This window comes from Mycetocola lacteus, assembly GCF_003667575.1.
GTDB classification, from domain to species: domain Bacteria; phylum Actinomycetota; class Actinomycetes; order Actinomycetales; family Microbacteriaceae; genus Mycetocola; species Mycetocola lacteus.
Map to the genome: position 1 here is coordinate 214,727 of NZ_RCUY01000002.1, position 21,256 is coordinate 235,982.

At 66.9% G+C, this 21,256-nt stretch carries 19 protein-coding genes; 11 read left to right on the forward strand and 8 right to left on the reverse strand.

The annotated features are described in order from the left end of the window. The first annotated feature begins 54 nt into the window (after positions 1 to 54). Together D9V34_RS03100 and D9V34_RS03105 are read left to right on the forward strand one after the other, a co-directional pair. Positions 55 to 2,181, forward strand: coding sequence for an Ig-like domain-containing protein (locus tag D9V34_RS03100; RefSeq protein WP_121687471.1), 2,127 nt, complete (start codon positions 55 to 57; stop codon positions 2,179 to 2,181). Further along, on the forward strand, positions 2,178 to 3,107 hold the full coding sequence (locus D9V34_RS03105; protein ID WP_121687472.1) for a DUF4436 family protein: 930 nt from the start codon (positions 2,178 to 2,180) through the stop codon (positions 3,105 to 3,107). Before D9V34_RS03100 ends, D9V34_RS03105 begins: the two co-directional genes overlap by 4 nt. A 74-nt stretch (positions 3,108 to 3,181) precedes the next feature. Here D9V34_RS03105 and ykgO read toward each other — a convergent pair whose 3' ends face one another. After that, positions 3,182 to 3,304 (reverse strand): type B 50S ribosomal protein L36, encoded by a 123-nt coding sequence (ykgO, locus tag D9V34_RS03110; RefSeq protein ID WP_121687473.1) that lies wholly within the window; start codon positions 3,302 to 3,304, stop codon positions 3,182 to 3,184. Between the two features lie 78 nt (positions 3,305 to 3,382). Between ykgO and D9V34_RS03115 the strand changes: the two genes are divergently transcribed. After that, positions 3,383 to 4,447 carry a GTP-binding protein gene (locus D9V34_RS03115; RefSeq protein WP_121687474.1) on the forward strand — a complete coding sequence of 355 codons (1,065 nt, stop codon included), beginning with the start codon at positions 3,383 to 3,385 and terminating at the stop codon, positions 4,445 to 4,447. Positions 4,448 to 4,512: 65 nt separating this feature from the next. Further along, positions 4,513 to 5,799 carry a cation:proton antiporter domain-containing protein gene (locus tag D9V34_RS03120; protein WP_121687475.1) on the forward strand — a complete coding sequence of 429 codons (1,287 nt, stop codon included), beginning with the start codon at positions 4,513 to 4,515 and terminating at the stop codon, positions 5,797 to 5,799. 31 nt (positions 5,800 to 5,830) lie between these two features. Here the strand turns inward: D9V34_RS03120 and D9V34_RS03125 are convergent, their stop codons facing one another. The 4 genes from D9V34_RS03125 to D9V34_RS03135 form a co-directional block, all read right to left on the reverse strand. Further along, entirely contained in the window at positions 5,831 to 6,709 is an 879-nt protein-coding gene (locus tag D9V34_RS03125; protein ID WP_183091822.1) for an IclR family transcriptional regulator, read from the reverse strand. Between the two features lie 75 nt (positions 6,710 to 6,784). Further along, complete coding sequence (locus D9V34_RS03130) at positions 6,785 to 8,101, reverse strand: adenosylhomocysteinase (protein ID WP_245991856.1); 1,317 nt, start codon at positions 8,099 to 8,101, stop codon at positions 6,785 to 6,787. Between the two features lie 134 nt (positions 8,102 to 8,235). Continuing rightward, positions 8,236 to 8,388: a hypothetical protein gene (locus D9V34_RS17705; protein WP_183091823.1), complete on the reverse strand. Its 153-nt coding sequence runs from the start codon at positions 8,386 to 8,388 to the stop codon at positions 8,236 to 8,238. Positions 8,389 to 8,455: 67 nt separating this feature from the next. Then, positions 8,456 to 9,364, reverse strand: a complete 909-nt coding sequence (locus tag D9V34_RS03135) for a LysR family transcriptional regulator (RefSeq protein ID WP_121687477.1) — start codon at positions 9,362 to 9,364, stop codon at positions 8,456 to 8,458. A 125-nt stretch (positions 9,365 to 9,489) separates the two neighbouring features. Here D9V34_RS03135 and D9V34_RS03140 point away from each other — a divergent pair, with 125 nt between their 5' ends. The 3 genes from D9V34_RS03140 to D9V34_RS03150 all read left to right on the forward strand — a co-directional run bounded on the left by D9V34_RS03140 (position 9,490) and on the right by D9V34_RS03150 (position 13,406). Further along, positions 9,490 to 9,978, forward strand: a complete 489-nt coding sequence (locus D9V34_RS03140) for a CBU_0592 family membrane protein (RefSeq protein ID WP_121687478.1) — start codon at positions 9,490 to 9,492, stop codon at positions 9,976 to 9,978. 220 nt (positions 9,979 to 10,198) lie between these two features. Further along, positions 10,199 to 11,035 (forward strand): siderophore-interacting protein, encoded by an 837-nt coding sequence (locus tag D9V34_RS03145; RefSeq protein ID WP_121687479.1) that lies wholly within the window; start codon positions 10,199 to 10,201, stop codon positions 11,033 to 11,035. 64 nt (positions 11,036 to 11,099) lie between these two features. Beyond that, positions 11,100 to 13,406, forward strand: coding sequence for a heavy metal translocating P-type ATPase (locus tag D9V34_RS03150; RefSeq protein ID WP_121687480.1), 2,307 nt, complete (start codon positions 11,100 to 11,102; stop codon positions 13,404 to 13,406). Between the two features lie 78 nt (positions 13,407 to 13,484). Here D9V34_RS03150 and adhP read toward each other — a convergent pair whose 3' ends face one another. After that, positions 13,485 to 14,498, reverse strand: coding sequence for an alcohol dehydrogenase AdhP (adhP, locus tag D9V34_RS03155; RefSeq protein WP_121687824.1), 1,014 nt, complete (start codon positions 14,496 to 14,498; stop codon positions 13,485 to 13,487). A gap of 276 nt (positions 14,499 to 14,774) precedes the next feature. On the opposite strand from adhP, the gene D9V34_RS03160 reads away from it, so the two are divergent. From D9V34_RS03160 to D9V34_RS03170, 3 genes are all read left to right on the forward strand, one after another. Further along, positions 14,775 to 16,028: a GAF domain-containing protein gene (locus D9V34_RS03160; protein WP_121687481.1), complete on the forward strand. Its 1,254-nt coding sequence runs from the start codon at positions 14,775 to 14,777 to the stop codon at positions 16,026 to 16,028. A gap of 107 nt (positions 16,029 to 16,135) precedes the next feature. Continuing rightward, positions 16,136 to 16,600: an RrF2 family transcriptional regulator gene (locus D9V34_RS03165; protein WP_121687482.1), complete on the forward strand. Its 465-nt coding sequence runs from the start codon at positions 16,136 to 16,138 to the stop codon at positions 16,598 to 16,600. A gap of 145 nt (positions 16,601 to 16,745) precedes the next feature. Continuing rightward, entirely contained in the window at positions 16,746 to 17,897 is a 1,152-nt protein-coding gene (locus D9V34_RS03170) for a globin domain-containing protein (protein ID WP_121687825.1), read from the forward strand. 98 nt (positions 17,898 to 17,995) lie between these two features. Here the strand turns inward: D9V34_RS03170 and guaB are convergent, their stop codons facing one another. Both guaB and rarD read right to left on the reverse strand, forming a co-directional pair. Beyond that, positions 17,996 to 19,498 carry an IMP dehydrogenase gene (guaB, locus tag D9V34_RS03175; protein ID WP_030148043.1) on the reverse strand — a complete coding sequence of 501 codons (1,503 nt, stop codon included), beginning with the start codon at positions 19,496 to 19,498 and terminating at the stop codon, positions 17,996 to 17,998. A gap of 102 nt (positions 19,499 to 19,600) precedes the next feature. After that, positions 19,601 to 20,590 (reverse strand): EamA family transporter RarD, encoded by a 990-nt coding sequence (gene rarD, locus D9V34_RS03180; RefSeq protein WP_245991858.1) that lies wholly within the window; start codon positions 20,588 to 20,590, stop codon positions 19,601 to 19,603. A gap of 167 nt (positions 20,591 to 20,757) precedes the next feature. On the opposite strand from rarD, the gene D9V34_RS03185 reads away from it, so the two are divergent. After that, positions 20,758 to 21,159 (forward strand): DUF4190 domain-containing protein, encoded by a 402-nt coding sequence (locus D9V34_RS03185; RefSeq protein WP_121687484.1) that lies wholly within the window; start codon positions 20,758 to 20,760, stop codon positions 21,157 to 21,159. The last annotated feature ends 97 nt before the right edge of the window (positions 21,160 to 21,256 follow it).

Consider the following 21,256-nt stretch of genomic DNA (forward strand, 5'->3'; position numbering starts at 1 on the left):
CGATATGCCCGATAGCGTGGGGCACAAATCTTGAGGGAAGGGGCCCGATAGACGATGACGTCTCAGCACGTACACCGCACACCGATCCTGCGCGCCCTAACCCTCCTCATTGCAGTGTGCGCGCTGGTCGCCGGATACCTCGTGGCCGGGCCCACCGCCCCTGCCCGGGCCATGACGCAGGTGGGAACCGCGAGTGGATACCCCGGAGACACCGTTCAGGTCCAGGTACAGAACACAATTGCCGGGGCACCCAATACCGGATGGACAATCAACGCCCCGGTGGGCACCAGCATCGTGAGCGCCGTCGGATCCTCGGCGAGCGGCTCGACGTCGTTTGGCTGCACCCCCACCGCATCGGGCGTCTCCTGCGGCCCCTCGAGTGCCGGCGGCTGGGCGGCCGGCAACATCGTGACCCTGCAGGTCCGCATCAACGACAATCGGGCGGCGGGAACCGCGCTCGGGGTGAGCTTCATCCCCGGCGATGAGGGCGTGTACCGGATCACCGTGCTTGCTCCGCCCGCACCCATCATTCAGACGCCCGCCCCCGGGACGCGCTCACTCGAGACCCAGCCCACGATCACCGGCACCAAACGCGCGGGCAACGCCGCGGCGATCACCATCGATGGCGCTCCCGCGTGCACCATCCCGGCCAGCTCAGCCACGACCTGGACCTGCCTGGCACCCGCGCCCCTTACACCCGGGACGCACACGTTCAGCGCCACCCAGACCAGTCCGGCGGGAGACGTCTCCCCCGCCTCGGACGCCAGCACCTATGAGGTGCTCGAACCCGCGGCGCTCACCCTGACTCAGGGCGGCCCGGAAACGGCCGTCCCCACCGTGGCGCTAACCCGTACCCTATCCATCACGAATGGCGGTCCGGGGGCCGCCACGGACACCAGCGTCACGCTCTCCCTGGGCGGTTTTCCGGCCACCGCCTGCCGCGTAGGCACGACCGCCGTGGACTGTGCCACACTCACCGCGGGGCGGGCACTGGGGACGCTCGCCACGGGGCAAAACGTCGAGCTGAGTATTGATGGGACCGTGCCCGCGGACACCGCGGCGGGCACCACCTACCCGCTTTCAGCCACACTCGCCTCGATCAACGACGCGGCCTCCCCGATCACATCCGCCGCCACCCTCACCGTGGCGGCCCCCGAGCCTCCGCGCATCCTGGCCCCCGAACCCGGTGGCAGCACCACGCTGACCGCACCGGAGATCTCCGGAAACGCCGCCCTGCCGGGGGCACGCGTGGAGGTTTCGGGCCCCAACGGAATCGTGTGTACAGCGACCGCATCGGCCACCGGCACCTGGGCCTGCACCCCAGCCACCTCCTTTGCCCTTGGTGGGGTGAAACTCTCGATCACCCAGAGTCTCGGCGGCCTCACATCCGCACCCATGGAGTCGACCTTCACCGTGATCGAGACGCCGCGGGTTCCGCCGCCACTCACTCCGCCTCCCACAACCGCCCCGGGCCCTCCGGCTCCGCGTCCCACACCGGGAACGGGTGCCTCGCCGCGGCCGCAGCCAACCCCGCCCCCTACGTTGCCGCCCACCGCGCCGATGGTGCCCCCGGAGGAATCTCCCGCCCCGACGCCGGAACCCGGCTCTCCTGCCCAGGCTCGGATTAGCGCGCTACCGATGGACCTCTCCTTCGCCGCCAGCCGAATCGATCCCGGAACCGTCGGCGTCATGCGCGGAACGCTGGGCCCCAACAGGGTCGATGAGGCGGTCACCGTGAGGTTCTCGGGGCGCACGGACTCGGGCATGATCTACCGCGCGGTCACCCTGCGCGACGACGGCCGGTGTGCGGTGCTCACCCTGACCTTTAGCTGCACGATCACGCTGGAGCCCGGCCAGTCGGCGGCCGTCGAGATCTACCTCTACGCCGATGCACTCAATGCCCCCGACATCGCCCGGCAGCAGTTCACCACCACCACAAACCTCACCGCACAGGCGAACAGTCAGACCTCCACCATCCCCGTGGGCCTCCAGAACGAATCCGCCGCATTGGCGTCAACCTTCTCCACCTTCCCCATTGCCACCTTCCCCGGTGCGCTGATTCCGCTGCTGGCGCTCCTGCTCCTCGCACTCGCGGCGACCGAAACCGAAAAACGTCGACGCCGTCCCCGCCCGTCCGACTCGAAACCAACCGCCACCAATCCCCCTCGGAGTGAATCATGACGTCTCCCGATGACACCGTCCCCGTGACCACACGGCGCAATCCGGCACCGATTATCCTCGGCGTGGTGGTGGCCGTATTGGTCATCTACTACATCATTGTGGCGTTCTCCGGGGTGCTCCAGAGCACCACCAAGGTGCCCATCAGCGGCGACAACAAGGCCACCTCAAGCGATTACCTCACGCTGCAGATGAAGGTGCAGGATGTGGACCTTGGCAACCGGGTGATCCAGGCGAATGTTTTGCCGATTGCTCATGGATCGCTGCTGGGTGCCAAGGCAGGCGAGATTTCCGAGGGGCTGCGGATCGAGGTGTCCAGCGGCGGCGTGACCACCTCGGTGGTGACCTTCCCGGGCGAATCGGTGGTCAACCCCACATCGGTCACCCTGGCTCTGGATCGCGGCGACACCGCCTACCCCTTCGATCAGCCCTTCGCGGATTTCCAGCTGAGCGTACAGGAGGAGGACACCGGTAAGGCGGTGCCCTTCGAGGTTGATCTCACCAACTCGGCGCGACCCTGGGTCCTCAATGCACACCTGAGCGACGCCGGGGTGACCGACGGGAAGACGCTCTTCCCGATCACCATCGAGGGCAGCCGAGACGCGCTGAGCATCACCCTGGTGGGGTTCTACGTCCTGGCTATCCTGCTGACGACCCTGATGGCCGTGGTCACGATTGGGAGCGCGCTGATCAAGCGCAAGCTGGAATTCTCCAACGTGATCTGGCTCTCGGCCACGATGCTCTCCTTCCCTGCCCTGCGCAGCGCGATGCCCGGGGCACCGCCGATCGGCACCACGATGGACTTCCTGATCCTGTTCCCCTGCCTGTGCCTGGTGGCCGGCATGCTCGTCTGGACCGGGGCACACCTGCTGTGGCGGGAAAGCTCGCTCCTACGCACCCGTCACATTCCACACGGCTCCGAAGACTAACCGAGCCCGCCAGACGCCGCACGGCCCTCCCCCCGGAGCGTGCGGCGTTTGGTGTGTGTGGCGGTTGGTGAGCGCTAGCCCTGACGACCCTTGAAGCGCGGGTTGATCTTATTGATCACAAACGTGCGGCCGCGGCGGCGAACCACCTGCGATCCCGGCTGATTCTTGAGCGATTTGAGGGATGAACGAACCTTCATCGAATTTCCTTACTATTGAGAACTGTTATCATTAACATACACCGACGACCCTCGTCGGGGAACAGCAAGGGAGAATCGGTGGATCAGGTAGACGTGGTTGCGGTGGTGGGGGCGTGCGCGCCGGAACGGGCACTGTACGCGCGCAGACTCTCGGAGGAGTCCGGGCGCGCGCTGATTCCCGCCGCACACCTGAGCCGGCCGTCCGCCGTCGACGCACTCACCTGGGCCGAAACCTCGGCGGATGGATCCGCGACCGTGGACGTCTCGGCCGGCGTCGTGGTTGAGTGCCCGGCCACGGCCTCGGCGATCGAACTCATCGGGGCCCTCACCGACCCCGCGGCACACACGCGCCTGGGCGCGGTCATCTGCGTGGTGGATGCCGCCCATTTACTGGACGACCTCGCCGCCGAAGACTTCATCGTGACCGCCCGCACACCCACCGGCCAGCCCCGCGAATTCACCGCCCGGGCCCTGCTCACGGTCACCCAGCTTGAATACGCCTCAACCATCGTGCTGGTCAACTGGGACGTGCTCAGCACCCCCGATCTTTCGACCGTGATGGCGCTGGTGAGCACCCTGAGCCCGCGCGCCCGGCTGCGCCTGCACGTGGATACCATTGACCCGATCTCTGTGGGTCCCGCCTACGCCGCCGCCCAGGACCGCGCGGGATGGGTCAGCATCCTCAACGAGGACGCCGCCCCCCACATGACCGACCGTCGGGTGAGCACCCTGCGCTACCAGCAGCTGCGTCCGCTGCACCCCGGGCGACTCCAGCGGATGCTGGATGAGCGGATCGAACCGGGTGAGTTTGGCCTGATCGTTCGCTCGGCGGGATTCTGCCGCTTCGCGACCCGCCCCGGCGAGACGATGCAGTGGGAGCACGTGGGGTGCACGATCGCGTTCCAGGTCCTCTCGGAGCACGACCGTCTGGTGGGCATCGACGATCATCCGGCCGCGGAGGAACTCATGTCCGTCGGCCAGGACCTGGCCTTCATCGGTCTCGACCTGGACCTCGACGCCCTCACCCGCTCGCTCGACGATGCCGCCCTCACCGACGCCGAGCTTGAGGCCGGACCGACCACCTGGGCACGGTTCCCCGACCCGTTCCCGACCTGGTCCCCGGCCGAAAACACCGCCGATTAGCGCTTACCCCGGGTAAGCTGGCCGCAGGTGCAGCCACACATCCGACCCGGTATAAGGAGAGTCCGATGCCCCCCTTAGTGTTAATCGGACTGGCGGCTGTCACGGTGTGGTCCCTCGTCTCCCACCGATTCGAACGCTGGGGAATCGCCGGTCCGGCCGTACTGATCGCCCTCGGAGCCCTGACCACGGTCTGGAATGTTCCGGCTTTTGCCGCGGCCATCGACACCGAGGTGAGCTCACGCGTGGTCGAGCTGATCCTCGCCATTCTGCTGTTCACCGACGCGATGGAGGTACGCGGTCGCGGCCTGTTTGGCGGGGAACGAAACGCGACGCTGCGACTGCTGCTGATCGCGCTCCCCCTTGCCATCATGCTCGCGGCACTGATCAGTGTCTTTCTGGTTCCCGACGCGCTGCTGGTCGCCCTGGTCATCGCCTGTGTGGTGATGCCGATCGATTTGGCACCCGCCGCTCGGATGCTGCGGCTCGGCAGCCTGCCCCCGCGGGTGCGCTCGATCCTCACCATCGAGGGGGGCTATAACGACGGCCTGGTTGCCCCGTTCTTTGGCATGTCGCTGGCGGTATCCGTGGCCATCACTAAGGCGATCGAGGCCCAGCCCGGAGATCAGAACCGGATCCTCGATCAGGGTGCCGAGGATTTCGCGCGAGTGTTCGCAAATGCCGCGCCGTCGATCCTGGCGGCCATTGCCGTGGGTATCACACTCGGGACCTGCCTGGGGCTGGCGGTGCGCCACCTCCACCGAATCGGCTGGGCCAGCGATGCGGGGATCCGGCTGGTCACCATGCTCCTGCCGCTCATCGCGTTTGGAACCGCCGCCGTCATCCCCGAGATCAACGCCAACGGCTTTGTGGCCGCCTTTGTGACCGGGCTCGCGTATCGCATCATGAGAACCCGGGGGATGGAGGTGCGGTCGATCCCCCACACCGAACTTCGATTTATCGACGAGGTGGGGGTACTCACCACAAACTTGGTGTGGTTCATGCTCGGCGGCACCATGTTGGTTGCGTTTTCCGGCGGGGTGGAGTGGGCACTCATCGTGTTTGCCCTGCTCTCGCTCACGCTCCTGCGCATCGGCCCCGTCTATCTGTCGCTCCTGCGGAGCACCGTTGGCCGTCGCGATCGACTCCTCATCGGCGCGCTCGGCCCGCGCGGCACGGCCTCGATCGTCTTCGCGCTCCTCGCCTACAATGCGTTGCCCTCCGGCAGCACGGAGGCCGATTATGTGTTGATGATCGCCGTCGCCACCGTGGTCGGGAGCGTCCTCATCCACGGTGTTGTTGCACCGGCGGTGCTCAGCGAAATCGACCGCCGGCGAGGCCCGGCCGCAAACTAGCCCGCGTTCGCCGTCGAGGCTCGGCGTCCGGCTAGCCCGCGTTCGCTGCCGAGGGGATGCCGGATGCGCCCGAAGGCGCGGCATCCGCGCCCGCGAGCAGCTCGGTGATCGCGGCAGCTGCGGCGAGAAGCTCCTCACGCACAAAACCGGCCGGGTGGGTGCTCAGCGAGGTGGCCACATAGGGGACGGTGAGGCAGGCGAGGGCGACGCCCTCCCGGGAGAGGATCGGGGCGCTGAGGTCGGTGACCCCGGGATAGAGTCCGTCGGGCTGCTCGGCGATCCCGGCCGTGCGGATGACCGCCAGGGTGTCGGCGAGCGAAGCGTCCACGCCGGCAGCATCGGAACCGGCAGCGGCATCGGCATCGGCATCGAGTGCCGCATCAGCGGCTGCAACAGCAGTGGCAGCGCCTGCCCCGCCGGCATCGGCAAACGCCAGCAGCACCCGACCCGCATTGGTGCCGCGCAGATCGAACTCCGCACCCACCCGCACCCGGAACCCGAAGTCCCCGGGACCGGCGGACTCGGCCAGGATCACCAAGTGGTCCCCCGCCCGATAGCCCAGGTTGCAGGACTGCCCCACACTCGTGGCCAGGCGGCGCATGATGGGCTGCGCCAGCCACACCAGCGAGCGAATCGGATCATGCCGATGGGCGAGTTCAAAGAGTCGCAGGCTCAGCGAGTAGAGACCCGAGCCCTCATCTCGGGCGATGTATCCCCGACGCTCCAGCACACTGAGCACCCGAAAAATCTGCGCGGCCGAGCGGCCCGTGTGCTGGGCGATCGCCTGCTGACTCACCGGCCCCGGGGTCTCGGCGAGAAACTCCAGGATGTCGAGCGCCTTCTCCACCGCCGGGGCGGCGTAGGCGGGCGCGGACTCGGCCGGGGAGGCCGCGGCGGGATCGATGCTCATAGTGTTCGAGTGTACCGATCCCGCCGCGGTTTCCCGCGTGGGCCCGACGCTCATCGGCAGCCCATCCGCGCGGGCCTAGGCGAGCGAGCTGCCCAGCAGGCTCAGGGTCTGCCGGGCAATATCGCGGTTGATGTCATCGGGGACCGGCTGCGGTCCGGTGGGCAGGTTCGCCGCGCGCAGCGCGATCCGCTCGAGCGAGAGGGCCTGCATCATGAAGCCCACATCCATCGCCTCGATTGAGTTGCCCCGCGGCGCGGTTCCGGCGAGGTTGTACATGCGCCCGCCGGTCAACAGATAGACGGTACGGTCCCCGTCCAGGGTGATCGCATCGATCTCCTCGGTGACCGGAGCCACGGCACCCGCAGAGGTCAGCGCGGGCACGTCGATCTCCCAGGGGAAGTGACCGATGTTGCCCAGGATCGTGCCGTCTCGCAGCAGGTCGAAGTGCTCGGCGGTGAGAATGCCGGCGCGGCCGGTCGCGGTGATGATGACGTCGGCGGAGGACACCAGATCGGCCAGCGGTGCCACCCGGAAACCGTCAAACGCGGCCTCATAGGCGGCCAGCTCGTCCACCTCGGCCACCGAGACGCGGCCACCCAGAGCGCGGAGATACTGGGCGATCCCTCGACCGCACCAGCCGTAGCCGGCCACCACGAAGCGGCGTCCGGGCACCTGCACATTTGTCAGGCGCATGAAGGATTCCACCGCGCTCTGCCCCACCGCGTGCTTGTTTTCGCCGATGGCCTTGAGCGGGCTGTCGTTGATCACAATCACCGGGAAGGGCACCTCCCCGTTCATCTCCTCGCGCAGGCGGAACGCCCCCGAGGTTGTCTCCTCGGTGCCGCCGATCAGCGACCCCGAAAGCCCCTCGGTGACCGCCAGCGCCGCCAGATCAGCACCGTTATCCAGCAGAATCTGCGGGCGTTCGGCGATTGTGCGGGCAAGGTTTCGGTGGTGCTCCTCGATCGAGTCGTCGCGCCGCCCAAAGATGGTCATCCCGCGCTCCTGCAGGGCCGCGACCACGTCGTCCTGGGTCGACCCATGATTGCCGGTTCCCACGATGCGGGCACCACCGGCGGCGAGGGTTTCCACCAGGACCGCGGTCTTGGGTTCCACATGCAGCGACAGCCCGATCGTGATGCCCTCAAACGGACGCTCGGCGGCAAAGCGCTCGCGCAGATTCGCCAGCATGCCCATCCGGGTGCGAATCCAGGCGATGCGGCGTTCTCCGGCGGCAGCCAGTTCGGCCCGGCTCGGCTCGGCATCCTCGACGCCCTCCGCCGCGACGGCGGCGTCCGCGAAAGCAGCCGACTCGGCGCGACTGGATGCAACGGGCTCGGCTGCCGAGGTCTGGTCGATGGGGGTGACGGCGGTGTCAGGGGTCGTGCTCACGGGTACTCCTCGGTTCCGACCGGGACGACCCCGGTCGGTTCGAGTTTGACACCCAATCCTCACATACGCAACTTAATTTCTTCTATGAAATCGCCTTGGATAACTAGCTCGCCCGATGGTTTTGGATGTACTCGCTAATTGCCGCACGAACAAACTCTGACTCGGTGGAAAACTCGGACCCGCTCAAAAATCCGCGCATTTCGGACGGCTTCGGAGCCAAACGCGGGCATCTCTTCGGCAAAGCGTTCGCGTTCATCATTCGGCGCGTTGTGCTGGGTGTCAGCCATGTTCACTCTCCCTTACTCGGTTCCGAGTCTTTTGCCGAAGCGGCATTGCATGAAAACCGCTCCACCCCTACACTCGCGAGGCCTGCCAGTCTCGGGCCAGTCGCACCAGGGCGTCGATGACCATCGCGGTGGCGGCGACCGGTTCACGCTTCGTCGCGCGGTGACGCAGGGTCAGCGAGCGGGTGCCGAGGCCCGGCATCTCGCGCACCGAAACACCAGCAGGCAGGGCCTCCTGAAGCGCCAGGTCGGGCAGCAGCGTCACCCCCTGTCCGGCCGAGACCAGCGAGAGTGCGGCCGGGAAGTCCTCATATCCGTGGACCGGAGCGGTGGTGACCCCCAGCCGGATCCGCGCCCGCTCGACCGCCCGCGCCGATGCCCCCTCGGTGGCCACCCCGAGCCAGGGCAGCGCGACCAGCTCGTCCAGGCTCAGATCCGCCGGGGTCGCCTGCGGCACCACGAGTCGCCACGGATCATCCAGCAGCGGCACGTCCCGGGTATAGGCCGGTGAGCCCTCATCCAGCTCGCGGTCAAAGATAATCAGGTCTGCCTCGCCGCTGCGCAGCATCCGCGGCAGACGCAGGGTTGAGGCATCGTGCAGGCGCAGCTCGATTCCCGGGAGGGAGTCCAGCAGCTGCGATAGGTGCGGCACGATGAGACCGGACAGCACGGTCTGGAACGCCGCGATCGACACCGATCCGGTCACCTCCTGCTGCGCCTCGATCAGGCGCCCACGCGCATCGGTGAGCTCGCGTTCGATGCTCTCGGCCGCCTCCACCAGGATTCTCCCGGACAGGGTCAGGGTCACTCCCCGGGGGCCTCGATCCAACAGCGCGACCCCCTGTTCGCGCTCCAAACGGGAGATCTGCTGGGACACCGCGGACGCCGTCACGTGCAACGAATCGGCCGCGGCCAGGATGCTGCCGTGGCGGGCAACGGCGAGCAAAAAGGTGAGTCGCGTCGGGTCAATTTCTGCCATAAGTAAAGCTTATGTCCTAGATCACAAAACGTTATTTGTGCTTAGGTCGGAAATCACCGAAACTTATTTCTCGGCACCCCAATTGCCACCCCCTCCCATTGATCTTCTGCCCCCGAAAGTACCCCGTGGATTTCTCGCTTCTCATCGTTGCCGCCGGTTGGATCGGCGCCATCCTCACCGTGGCCGCATACGGCCTGCTCAGCGCGGGCAAACTTGCCGCGGATTCGCCCTGGTTCCAGGTGGGCAACATCGTGGGTGCGGGCATGCTGCTGATCAGCGCGGCCTCCAACGGCGCATGGCCCTCGGCGGTGGTCAACGGCATCTGGATCGTCATCGGCCTGCAGGCCTCGATCATGCTGGTGCGTCGAGCCCGGCAGCGTGCGCGCTCGGCCGTGAGTGACCCGATGACCGATGCGCTGCCCACCATCACCTCAATCGGAACCGGCACCGTCTCGGTCATCGGCGAGCAGACCGACCACCTCGACGAAATCCTGCCGCCCACCGTGGCCATTCCGATCATCACCCAGGCGATGCTCGCCGAGGAGCACGCCCGCCGGGCACAGACCCACGCCCATGAGGGCACCGACACCGGCCGCGTGACGATCGGCGTCTAACTCACCGCCACGGCCCCCGCGTTCGGCACCGCCGCACGCGGGGGCATTTTGTTTTCTCGCGCGTGTTGATCCATACCCGCGCATAAGGTGCCGTTTCCGGCGGAATCCCGGGCTCCTGTCGTCCAGATATCCACCTATCAGACACCCCTCGAACGTGGGTCAGTCGGAAAATGGACAAACGGTCGTGCAATTCGGACCCGGACGGTGCAGAATGAGCATTATGAGCACGTCCCCTACGCCTCGCCCCGCACGCCCGCAGACCATCCTTGAGGTGGTCGCGCGCAACTGGCTGACCCCGCACCTCGTGCGCCTCACCCTCGGTGGCCCCGGATTTGACGACTTCGTCTCCAACGATGCCACCGACAAGTACATCAAGATCTTCTTCACCAAGCCCGAGCTGGAGCTCGAGCCGCCTTACGATGTGGCCGCGCTGCGCGAAACGCTCGCGCCCGAGGACCTTCCGGTCACCCGCACCTACACCGTACGCCGGGTGAACGCCGAGGAGCGCACGCTGGATGTGGACTTCGTGGTGCACGGCGACGAGGGCCTCGCGGGCCCCTGGGCCGCGAACGCCGCCCTCGGCGACCGCGTGGTTTTCGCCGGTCCCGGTGGTGCCTACTCGCCCGACCTTGAGGCCGATTGGCACCTGTTTGTGGGCGACGAATCGGCGTTCCCGGCGATTGCCGCCGCGGCGGAGTCCCTGCCCGAGGATGCCCGAGGCATCGTTGTGATCGAGATTGAGTCCGAGGATGATCGCCCCACCCTGGCCGGCCCCGATGGGGTTGCCGTGCACTGGATCATCCGCGGCGAGCGCACCGAGGACACCCCGCGCCTCCTCGCCGAAGCCGTGCGCTCCCTCACCTGGCTGGAGGGCCGCGTCCAGGTATTTGCCCACGGTGAGCGCGAATCGATGAAGGCGCTGCGCGAGGTATTCATCACCGAGCGCGAGCTTGAACGCTCCCAGCTTTCGCTCTCCGGATACTGGGCCTATGGCCGCGCCGAAGATCGCTTCCAGGCGGAAAAGCGCGAGCCGATCGGCAAGATTTTCCCCGCCTAAGCCATCGCTCCGGGCGAACATCCACACCTAGACGCATACCCCTTGGGGGTATAGCCTGGGTGCCATGACCGACGAGCAGAACACCCAGGGATCACACCCAACCCACGGCGGGCACGACGAGCACGCGGGCCACGACGAGCATGCAGGTCACGACGAGCACGCGGGCCACGGCGGGCATGGCGGCCACGCCGGACACGTCGCCGCGTTCCGCCGCCTGTTCTGGATCATGCTGGTCTTCGCCCTCCCGGTGGTCACGCTGTCGGGCATGTTTGCCCATATCCTCGGCTATGCCCTGCCCGATATCCCCGGAATCACCTGGGTGTCCCCGATCCTCGGGACCGTCATGTATGTCTGGGGCGGCAAACCCTTCCTGACCGGTGCGGTGGATGAGTTGCGGGCCCGCAAGCCGGGCATGATGCTCCTGATCGCGCTGGCCATCACCGTCGCCTTCCTCTCGTCCTGGGGGTCGAGTCTCGGGCTGCTCAGCCACGAGCTGGACTTCTGGTGGGAACTCGCGCTGCTGATCGTGATCATGCTGCTGGGACACTGGATCGAGATGCGCTCGCTCGCCCAGACTTCCTCGGCCCTGGACTCGCTGGCGGCCCTGCTGCCCGACGAGGCCGAGCGGGTCATTGAAGACACCGCCGCTCACGCCCCCTCGGCGCAAGGCACGCCGGCACACACAGCACACGAGACACACAGCGGGAACGACCGGCACGAGGCACACCAAACACACGTCGGGAACAACGGGCACGAAGCACACGAAGACGCCGAATCACATGAACGGCACGACGGGCATGTTGCCGGCGCACCGGGCACCGAGCAGATCGAACGGGTAGCCCCGAGCACCCTCGCGGTGGGCGACCTGCTGATCGTCCGCCCCGGCGGCCGGGTCCCGGCCGATGCGCGGATCGAGTCCGGGTCCGCGGACATGGACGAGTCGATGATCACCGGCGAATCCCGCGCCGTGCACCGCGAGCCCGGGGACACCGTAATCGCCGGCACCGTGGCCACCGATTCGGGCCTGCGGGTCCGTGTCACCGCGGTGGGTGGAGACACCGCCCTGGCCGGGATTCAGCGTCTGGTGGCCGATGCCCAGGCCTCATCCTCGCGCGCCCAACGCCTGGCCGACCGCGCCGCTGGCTGGCTGTTCTGGTTCGCGCTGGGATCCGCGGTCATCACCGCGCTGGTGTGGACCCTGCTCGGGATGCCCGATGACGCCGTGGTGCGCACCATCACCGTGCTGGTCATTGCCTGCCCGCACGCGCTGGGCCTGGCGATCCCACTGGTGGTCTCGATCGCCACCGAACGGGCGGCCCGCGGCGGCATCCTGATCACCGACCGGCTCGCCCTGGAGAGCATGCGCGGGGTCGGCAGCGTGCTCTTTGACAAGACCGGAACCCTGACCCGTGGGGAGCCCCGGGTCGAGGAGATCGCGGTCGCCGACGGTTCCGACCTCGACGAGCATGCGGTGCTGGCCCTGGCCGCCGCGGCCGAGTCGGATTCCGAGCATCCGCTGGCCCGCGCCATCATGGCGGCCGCCGACGAGCGCAACCTCACCCGGGAACGCGCGAGCGACTTTACCTCGGCCCCGGCGCTGGGTGTGCGGGCCCGGGTGGGCACGCGGGAGATCGGCGTGGGCGGTCCGGGACTGCTCCGCGAGTATCAGGCCCGGGAGCTTCCCGCGGCGGAGGATTGGCGAGCGCAGGGTGCGATCATCCTGCACGTACTTGCCGACGGGGCGGTCATCGGCGCACTCAAGCTTGCCGATGAGATCCGTCCGGAATCCCGCGAGGCTGTGGAGGCACTCCAGCACCTGAGCATCGAGCCGGTGATGATCACCGGGGACGCCGAGGCCGTGGCGCACGCGGTCGCCGCCGAGCTCGGCATCACCCGGGTCTTTGCCGGGGTGCGGCCCGAGGACAAGGCGGCCCGCGTGGCCGAGCTGCAGGCCGAGGGACGGGTCGTGGCAATGGTGGGTGACGGCGTCAACGACGCCCCGGCCCTCGCCCGGGCGGATGTGGGCATCGCGATCGGGGCGGGCACGGATGTGGCCATCGCCTCGGCCGGGGTGATCCTGGCCAGCGATGATCCCCGCTCGGTCCTCTCGGTCATCGAACTCTCCCGGGCCAGCTACCGCAAGATGAGCCAAAACCTCTGGTGGGCCGCGGGCTACAACCTACTCTCGGTCCCACTCGCGGCCGGGGTGCTCGCGCCAATCGGGTTTGTGCTGCCGATGTCGGTGGGGGCGATTCTGATGTCGCTGTCCACGATCATCGTGGCCGCCAACGCCCAGCTGCTGCGCCGGCTCGATCTCTCTCCCGAGGCCGGGGTGCGGGCTGCCCGCGCACGCGGTAGCCATACCCGCTAGCCGGGCACGTCCGGGCAGACGAAAGCCCCGCGCCACCTCGGTGGCGCGGGGCTTCGATGTCCGCAAACGGGGCGCGTCTTAGCGCAGGTCCATCACGATGCGACCGTCGATAGCTCCGCGCTTCATCCGGTCAAACACCGCGTTGATGTCGTCCAGCTTGGCGGTTTCCACGGTCGGCACCACCTTGCCGTCGGTGTAGAACTGGACTGCCTCGATCATGTCCTGACGGGTTCCCACGATCGATCCGCGGATGGTGAGCCCACGCAGCACGATATCGAAAATGTTGGCGGGGAAGTCTCCCGGAGGCAGACCGTTGAACACGATGGTGGCACCGCGACGGGCAATCGCCAGCGCCTGGGCGAACGCCTGCGGGTGGACGGCGGTCACCAGCACGCCGTGCACGCCACCGGTCTGCTCCTGGATGACGGTTGAGGGGTCCTCGTTCAGCGCGTTGACGGTCACCACGGCACCGTGGTGACGGGCGAGTTCCAGCTTGGCATCGTCCACGTCGATGGCCACGACCTTGAAGCCCATCGCCACCGCATACTGCACGGCGATGTGACCGAGGCCGCCGATACCGGAGATCGCGACCCACTGGCCCGGACGCGCATCGGTGACCTTGAGACCCTTGTATACGGTCACGCCGGCGCAGAGGATCGGGGCGATTTCGACCGGGTCGACGCTCGGGTCCAGGCGGGCGGCATAGGTGGCGTCCACCAGCATGTACTCACCGAAGCTGCCGTCCACCGAGTAGCCACCGTTCTGCTGCTTCTCGCACAGGGTCTCCCACCCGGTGCGGCAGTACTGACAGGTACCACAGGCGGACCACAGCCAGGCGTTGCCCACCAGGTCGCCCACGGCCAGATCGGAGACGCCCTCACCCACGGCGACGACGGTGCCCACACCCTCGTGTCCGGGGATCAGCGGGGACTTCGGGGCGACCGGCCAGTCTCCCTGCACGGCGTGCAGGTCGGTGTGGCAGACCCCGGTGGTGAGAACCTTCACCAGAGCCTGGCCCGGCCCCGGAGTCGGGACGGTGACCTGATCAATGGTGAGGGGTGCCCCGGCGGAGTGGGCGACGGCGGCGCGCATCGTGTTCGACACGTTTACTCCAATCGTATGGAAATGATTCACCCCACCGTGATGACGGATCCGGGGCGATGACCCGTTGGTCACCCTCATGCTAGGACCGCCCAGGTTGCAATCAGTTGCGATCTATAACCGATGTCATGAAAAGCTGTTTTTGCCGTCGGCGCTCCCCTAGACTGGCGGTGAGCGCTGCCCGTCATTCGGGGTGTGACCACCCTTTCGGCGGGCCCATGATGATGGTCGACTGGGTCGTCCAGAGTACGGCGAAGGGACACGGTTGTGTGGTCTACGGTTTCCTCCACGCCCGGGCAGAGTGAGCTGGTTCGCCAGTCGTGGAGCCGATCGGCGGCACACCGAGTGGACCCGGCGGGACGCCCCGGACGCACCCAGCTGAGCCCGGACGAGCTGCACAATCGGCGCGCCCACAGCCCGCTGACCGATCTCATCCCCATCGCCCGGGCGCTCCTCCTGGGTGAAAATGCACGCGATGGTGACGCACTGGTGGCCCTCGGCGATGCCGACGGTACGCTGCTCTGGGTGGAGGGCGATCACGATCTGCGCGATGCGGCCGAGTCAATGTCCTTCATGCCGGGAACCGACTGGTCCGAGGCGGCGGTGGGCACCAGCGCCCCGGGCACCGCACTCGCGCTCGAGCGGCCGGTGCGGGTCCACCACGGGGAACATTTTGCCAGCGCCGCCAAGTCGTGGAGCTGCCTGGCCGTGCCCCTGCGCGATCCCGAGACCGGCACCGTTCTCGGGGTGTTGGATCTGACCGACCGGACCGGGGATATTCGCACCCACGGCGAGCGCCTCCTCATCGCCACCGCCTACGCGCTCCAGCAGGAGCTCTTGGTGCGCCGGCTGCGCGAGAAGGCTGCCACGCCACATCGGTCGGCCCCGGTATTAGCCCCCGACGCCACCCCGTCCGGCACGCCCAGCCTCGACGTGCTGGGCCGCGATCTGGGTGTCCTGCGAGGCCCCACGGGCAAGGCACGACTGAGCGCACGGCACGCCGAGATCCTCACCCTGCTGGCCTGGCATCCCCAGGGGCTCACCGCCGAACGGCTTGCCGATCTGCTGTATGAGCGCAAGGCTCCGCTGGTGACCCTGCGCGCCGAGATCGTCCGGCTGCGCCGAGTCCTCGCCGAGGTGGGCATCTCGACGCTGGCCACCCGTCCCTATCGCCTGGATCCCGAGCTGGACACCGATGTACGCCGGGTGCTCTGTCTCCTGGACCGCGGGGCGCACCGCAGGGCTCTGTCCGCGTTTACCGGCGACGTCCTGCCCTCCTCCCGGGCACCGGGCATTCTGACCATCCGCGAGCAGGTCCGCGAGCGGCTGCGTGAGTCGCTGCTGACCGGTGCCGCGGTGGAGCCGCTGCTGGAGTTCGCCCGCGGTCCGCACGGGATCGACGATCTCGAGATCTGGCGCATGTGCCTCCACCTGCTGCCCGCGTGTTCCCCGCGCCGAGCCGGAGTGCTGCGCGAGATCAACCGGATCACCCGCGAACTCGACAGCCAGGTGCGCGTGTAATCCTCCGACGGTACCCTCCGCGACCGGTGCGGAGACGATAGGACGCACCGACATACCGTTTCCGACAGCCCCGCCCATTGCCCCGAGGCCCTGCCTATGCTGACGGCATGAAACTCAGCATGTTTGCCGACGCCTCCCTGCGGGCGATGGTCATGCTGGCCGCCCTCCCGCCCGGCGAGATTCGCACGGCTCGCGAGGTAGCCGAGGTGATCGAGGTCCCGGTCACGCACCTGAGCAAGGCGATCTCCCGGCTCTCGGATTTTGGGCTGGTTGAGGTGGCCCGCGGACGATACGGCGGCGCTCAGCTGACCGCGGCGGGGCGGGAAGCGAGCGTGGGGGCGGTGCTGCGTCGCCTGGATCCGCGCTCGGATCTGGCCGAGTGTGTCAGCGCCGAGGGAAACCAATGCCCGCTGATTGCCGATTGCGCGCTGCGCAGCATCCTGGCCGAGGCGAGGGAGGCGTTTTATCAATCGCTGGATCGGCACCTGATCGTGGACCTTCCCACGCCCCGGCAGATCCACATCATGTTTCCCACGATTCCCGTATGCACCCCGGTTGCGGCCGCGCTGTAAAACCGATCCGATACCCCATCTTGGTGCGCCAACCGGGCGTTCAGGATGCGTCAAAACTCCCGAGGACGGTCCGTGGAGGCTGCAAGCTGCTCATATACGCATTGTGAATGCGCCGATGAACGCACGTTTCAACCGAAAGGGAACCATGCTCTCCTCCACCTCCCGTCCCCTGATCGAAGCGACCCTGCCGCTCATCGCCGAGCGGATCGAATTCATCACCCCCGAGTTCTATAAGCGGATGTTTGCCGCGCACCCCGAGCTGCTGGACGGCATGTTTAACACCGCCAACCAGGGCACCGGAGAGCAGCCGCGGGCGCTGGCCGGCAGCATCGCCGTCTTCGCCACCCACCTGCTAAAGAACCCGGGCACCTACCCCGAGGCACTGCTCTCACGCATCGCCCACCGCCACGCCTCCCTCGGCGTCACCGCCGACCAGTACGACATCGTGTACACACATCTGTTTGCTGCGATCGCCGCCGATCTCGGGGAAGCCATCACCCCGGAGATCGCCGCCGCCTGGAGCGAGGTGTACTGGCTGATGGCCCACGCACTGATCAAGCTTGAGCGTGACCTCTACGCCATCCAGGCCAACGATAAGGTGTGGATGCCCTGGAAGATCACCGAACGCGTTGAGGTGGGCAACGCCGTCAACATCACCTTCACCCCGGCCGATGACACCCCGATCACTCCGGCGCTTCCCGGCCAGTATGTGAGCGTCAAGGTACTGCTGGACTCCGGTGTTCACCAGGCACGCCAGTTCACCCTCACCAGCCCCGGCGGTGCCGAACGCCGCATCACCAGCCGCCGTCGCGATGACGGTGCCGTCTCCCCGATCCTGCAGGACCGGATGCCCGTGGGTAGCGTCGTGGAGCTCTCCAACCCGTATGGCGACGTGGTCCTCCCCGCGGGCAATCACCCGCTGGTTCTGGTCTCCGCCGGCATCGGCTCGACCCCGAGCGCCTCGATGCTGCGCACCCTCGCCCTGGCCGGTTCGGGCCGCCGGGTCCAGGTCCTGCACGCCGACCAGTCCCCCGAGGTCTGGGCCCTGCGCGACCAGATGATGACCGACATCGCCCGCCTGCCCGGTGCCAGCGTGCACACCTGGCTCGGCGAGGGCAGCGGCTTGGCCATCGACCTCAGCCATCACAATATCCCCGCCGATGCCGAGCTGTTTGTCTGCGGTCCGCAGCCGTTTATGCAGCGCATCCGCGAACAGGCGCTCGCCCTGGGACTGCCCGCCAGCCGGGTCCACTATGAAATCTTCGGCCCGGACGTGTGGCTGCCGCAGGTCGACTAAGCATCGCTTATCGACATCACGGCAGACGTTCGAATCCGTGCGGACACACACAAAGCGGGCCGGTGATCAGGATCACCGGCCCGCTTTGGGTTGCGAGTTTAGCCGCGGTAGTTGGGGGCCTCGGCCACCATCTGGATGTCGTGCGGGTGGCTCTCCTTGAGGCCGGCCGCGGTGATCCGAACGAACTTACCGTTCTGCTTGAGATCCGCGATGGTACGCGCTCCCACGTAGAACATCGACTGACGCAGGCCACCGATCAGCTGGTAGGCCACGGCCGAGAGCGGTCCACGGAAGGGAACCTGGCCCTCGATACCCTCGGCGATGAGCTGGTCATCGGTGGGGACGTCGGACTGGAAGTAGCGGTCCTTCGAGTACGAGGTCTTCTTGCCGCGGGTCTGCAGCGCACCCAGCGAACCCATGCCGCGGTACTTCTTGAACTGCTTGCCGTTGACCAGCACCAGGTCTCCGGGGCTCTCGGTGCAGCCCGCGAGCAGCGAACCGAGCATCACGCTGTCGGCACCGGCAACCAGGGCCTTGGCGATGTCACCGGAGTACTGCAAACCACCGTCGGCGATGACCGGCACGCCGGCCTCGCGAGCGGCGAGGGATGCCTCATACACGGCGGTGACCTGGGGTACACCCACGCCGGCCACCACGCGGGTGGTGCAGATCGAGCCCGGGCCCACACCCACCTTGATCGCGTCGGCACCGGCGTCGATCAGCGCCTGCGCACCCGAACGGGTCGCGACGTTGCCGCCGATGATGTCGATGTGGGCGAAGCTCGGGTCGGCCTTGAGCTTACGGATGATGTCCAGCACGCCGGCGCTGTCGCCGTTGGCGGTGTCCACCACGAGCACATCCACACCCGCGTCGCGCAGGGCGGAGGCGCGCTTCCAGGCGTCACCGAAGAAGCCGATGGCCGCACCCACGCGCAGACGACCCTCGTCGTCCTTGGTCGCGTCGGGGTAACGCTCGGTCTTGTCGAAGTCCTTGATGGTCATCAGACCGCGCAGCTTGCCGGCCTCGTCCACCAGGGGCAGCTTCTCAACCTTGTGCTGGGCGAAGATCGCCAGCGCGTCTTCCTTGGAGATGCCAACCGGGGCGGTGATCAGCGGCTGCGGGGTCATGACCTCGGACACCTTGGTGGTGGCCATCTTGTCGTTGTCCACAAAGCGCATGTCGCGGTTGGAGATGATGCCCACGAGGGTGCCATCGGACTCCACAACCGGCAGACCCGATACGCGGAACTCGCCGCAGATCGCGTCCACATCGGCCACGGTGGCCTCGGGACGGGTGGTGACGGGGTTGGTGATCATGCCCGACTCGGAGCGCTTCACCTTGTCCACATGCGCGGCCTGCTCCTCGATGGAGAGGTTGCGGTGCAGGATGCCGATACCACCGTGGCGGGCCATTGCGATCGCCATGCGGGACTCGGTCACGGTGTCCATTGCGGAGGACAGCAGCGGCGAGTTCATGGTGATGCGCTTGGTGAGCCGGGTGGTCGTGCGTGCCTCACTGGGGATCACGTCGGTGTGCCCGGGAAGGAGCATCACGTCGTCATAGGTCAATCCCAAGAATCCGAACGGATCCGGCTGTTCCATATTTCCTCTTTTGCTGTCTCTGGGCCCGGGTGGGGGTCGCGGATGTCCACTCGAATCCCGGTAGGGACCCGATAGTCCATGTTAAGCGATATTGCGGGTGATTTATTTCCCCTGGTTCTCAGGCTTCTGTGTGGGGGCGATGATCGGGATCGCGCCGGTCTGCGCCTGAGCCAGGGCGGCATCGGCGAGCCGGTTCGCCCGGCCGTGACGAACCAGGTCTACCGACAGGATAACGAGTGAGAGCCACACGATCCCAAATCCGATCCACCGCTCGGGTGGCAACTGCTCGCCCAGCACCAGCCAGCCGATCAGGAACATCAGGGTAGGGCCGAGATACTGGGCGAATCCCAGGGCGGTCAGCGAGATGCGGCGAGCGCCCGAGGCGAACAGCAGCAGCGGGGCCGCGGTGGTGATGCCGGTCGCGATCATCAGCACGGTGGGCAGCGGCGAGGAGTGCAGCAGATCCAGGCTGCCGGTGTGTGCCCAGACGATGCCGATGATGATCGCGGCCACCGGGAGCAGCAGAACCGTCTCAACAAACAGGCCGGTCAGCGCGCTAACCCGGGCGCCGATGCCCTTTTTCAGGACGCCGTAGATGCCGAAACTCACCGCGAGGAGCAGCGCAATCCAGGGCACCCGGCCCAGGCCGATCGAGATGATCACAAACGCCACCACGGTCATGGCCAGGGCAAACCACTGGGTGGGGCGCAGCTTCTCACGATAGATGAGCACACCGAGCAGGATGGTCACCACCGGGTTCGCGAAGTATCCCAGCGCGGCCTCGACCACATAGCCACTGGTGGCGGCAATGACATAGGTTTGCCAGTTGACGTAGATAACCAGACCCGCGGCGGCGATCACACCGACCATGCGCGGACGGCGCAGGACCTCACGCACCTCGGGCCAGGTGCGGGTAAAGCTAATGAGCAGGGCGCAGAAGATCGCGGTGAACACGATCCGCCAGGCGACGATTTCGAAGGGGTTAATGGAGCTGAGCAGGACGAAGTACAGCGGCAGGATGCCCCAGATCAGGTAGGACAGGAGCGCATAGGTGAGGCCGCGGCGTGACTCGGACGGGGTAGGGGAAGTCAAGGGTGTGCTTTCTTTGTGGGAACAACCGAGGATAACCCGAATATCGGGGCGACGATTCCGTAAGTCCACATGCGACAGCCCGCCGCACATGCACTGCCCGAGCACCGCCGCAGCCCACACGGGTGTGAAAGCGTGGAGGAAAACGGTTTTATCAAGGAGATCCGAACATGAGCGACCCCAACTTCACCTCGCAGCCGGGTGCCGAACAGCCCGCCGCGTACCCCACCCAGCAGCCCGCCCCGGAACTTCAGGGGTACGCCGCGGCTCCGCAGCCGGGATACGCCGCAGCCCCGCAGCCGGGGTATGCTCAGCCCGGCTACGCCGCCGCACCGCAGAAGACCAGCGTCATGGCGATTCTCGCGCTGATCTTCGGCATCCTGGTAGCTCCGGTCGGCATCGTCCTGGGCCACATCGCGCTCAAGCAACTGAAAACCTCGGGTGAGGGCGGTGAAGGCCTGGCGAAGGCCGGCTTGATTATCGGCTATATCTTCTTTGCCCTGTGGATCCTGATCAATATAATCGGGGTGATTATGGCTCTAGCCGGTGCGAGCAGCAGCTACGGCTACTAGGTCGCACGGATGAGACGCCCGCTTCACCGAGCGGGCGTTTTGTTTACCCATAAGTCCCGCACTGGCCCAGAAATATGCAGGTATGTCAGAATTAGGG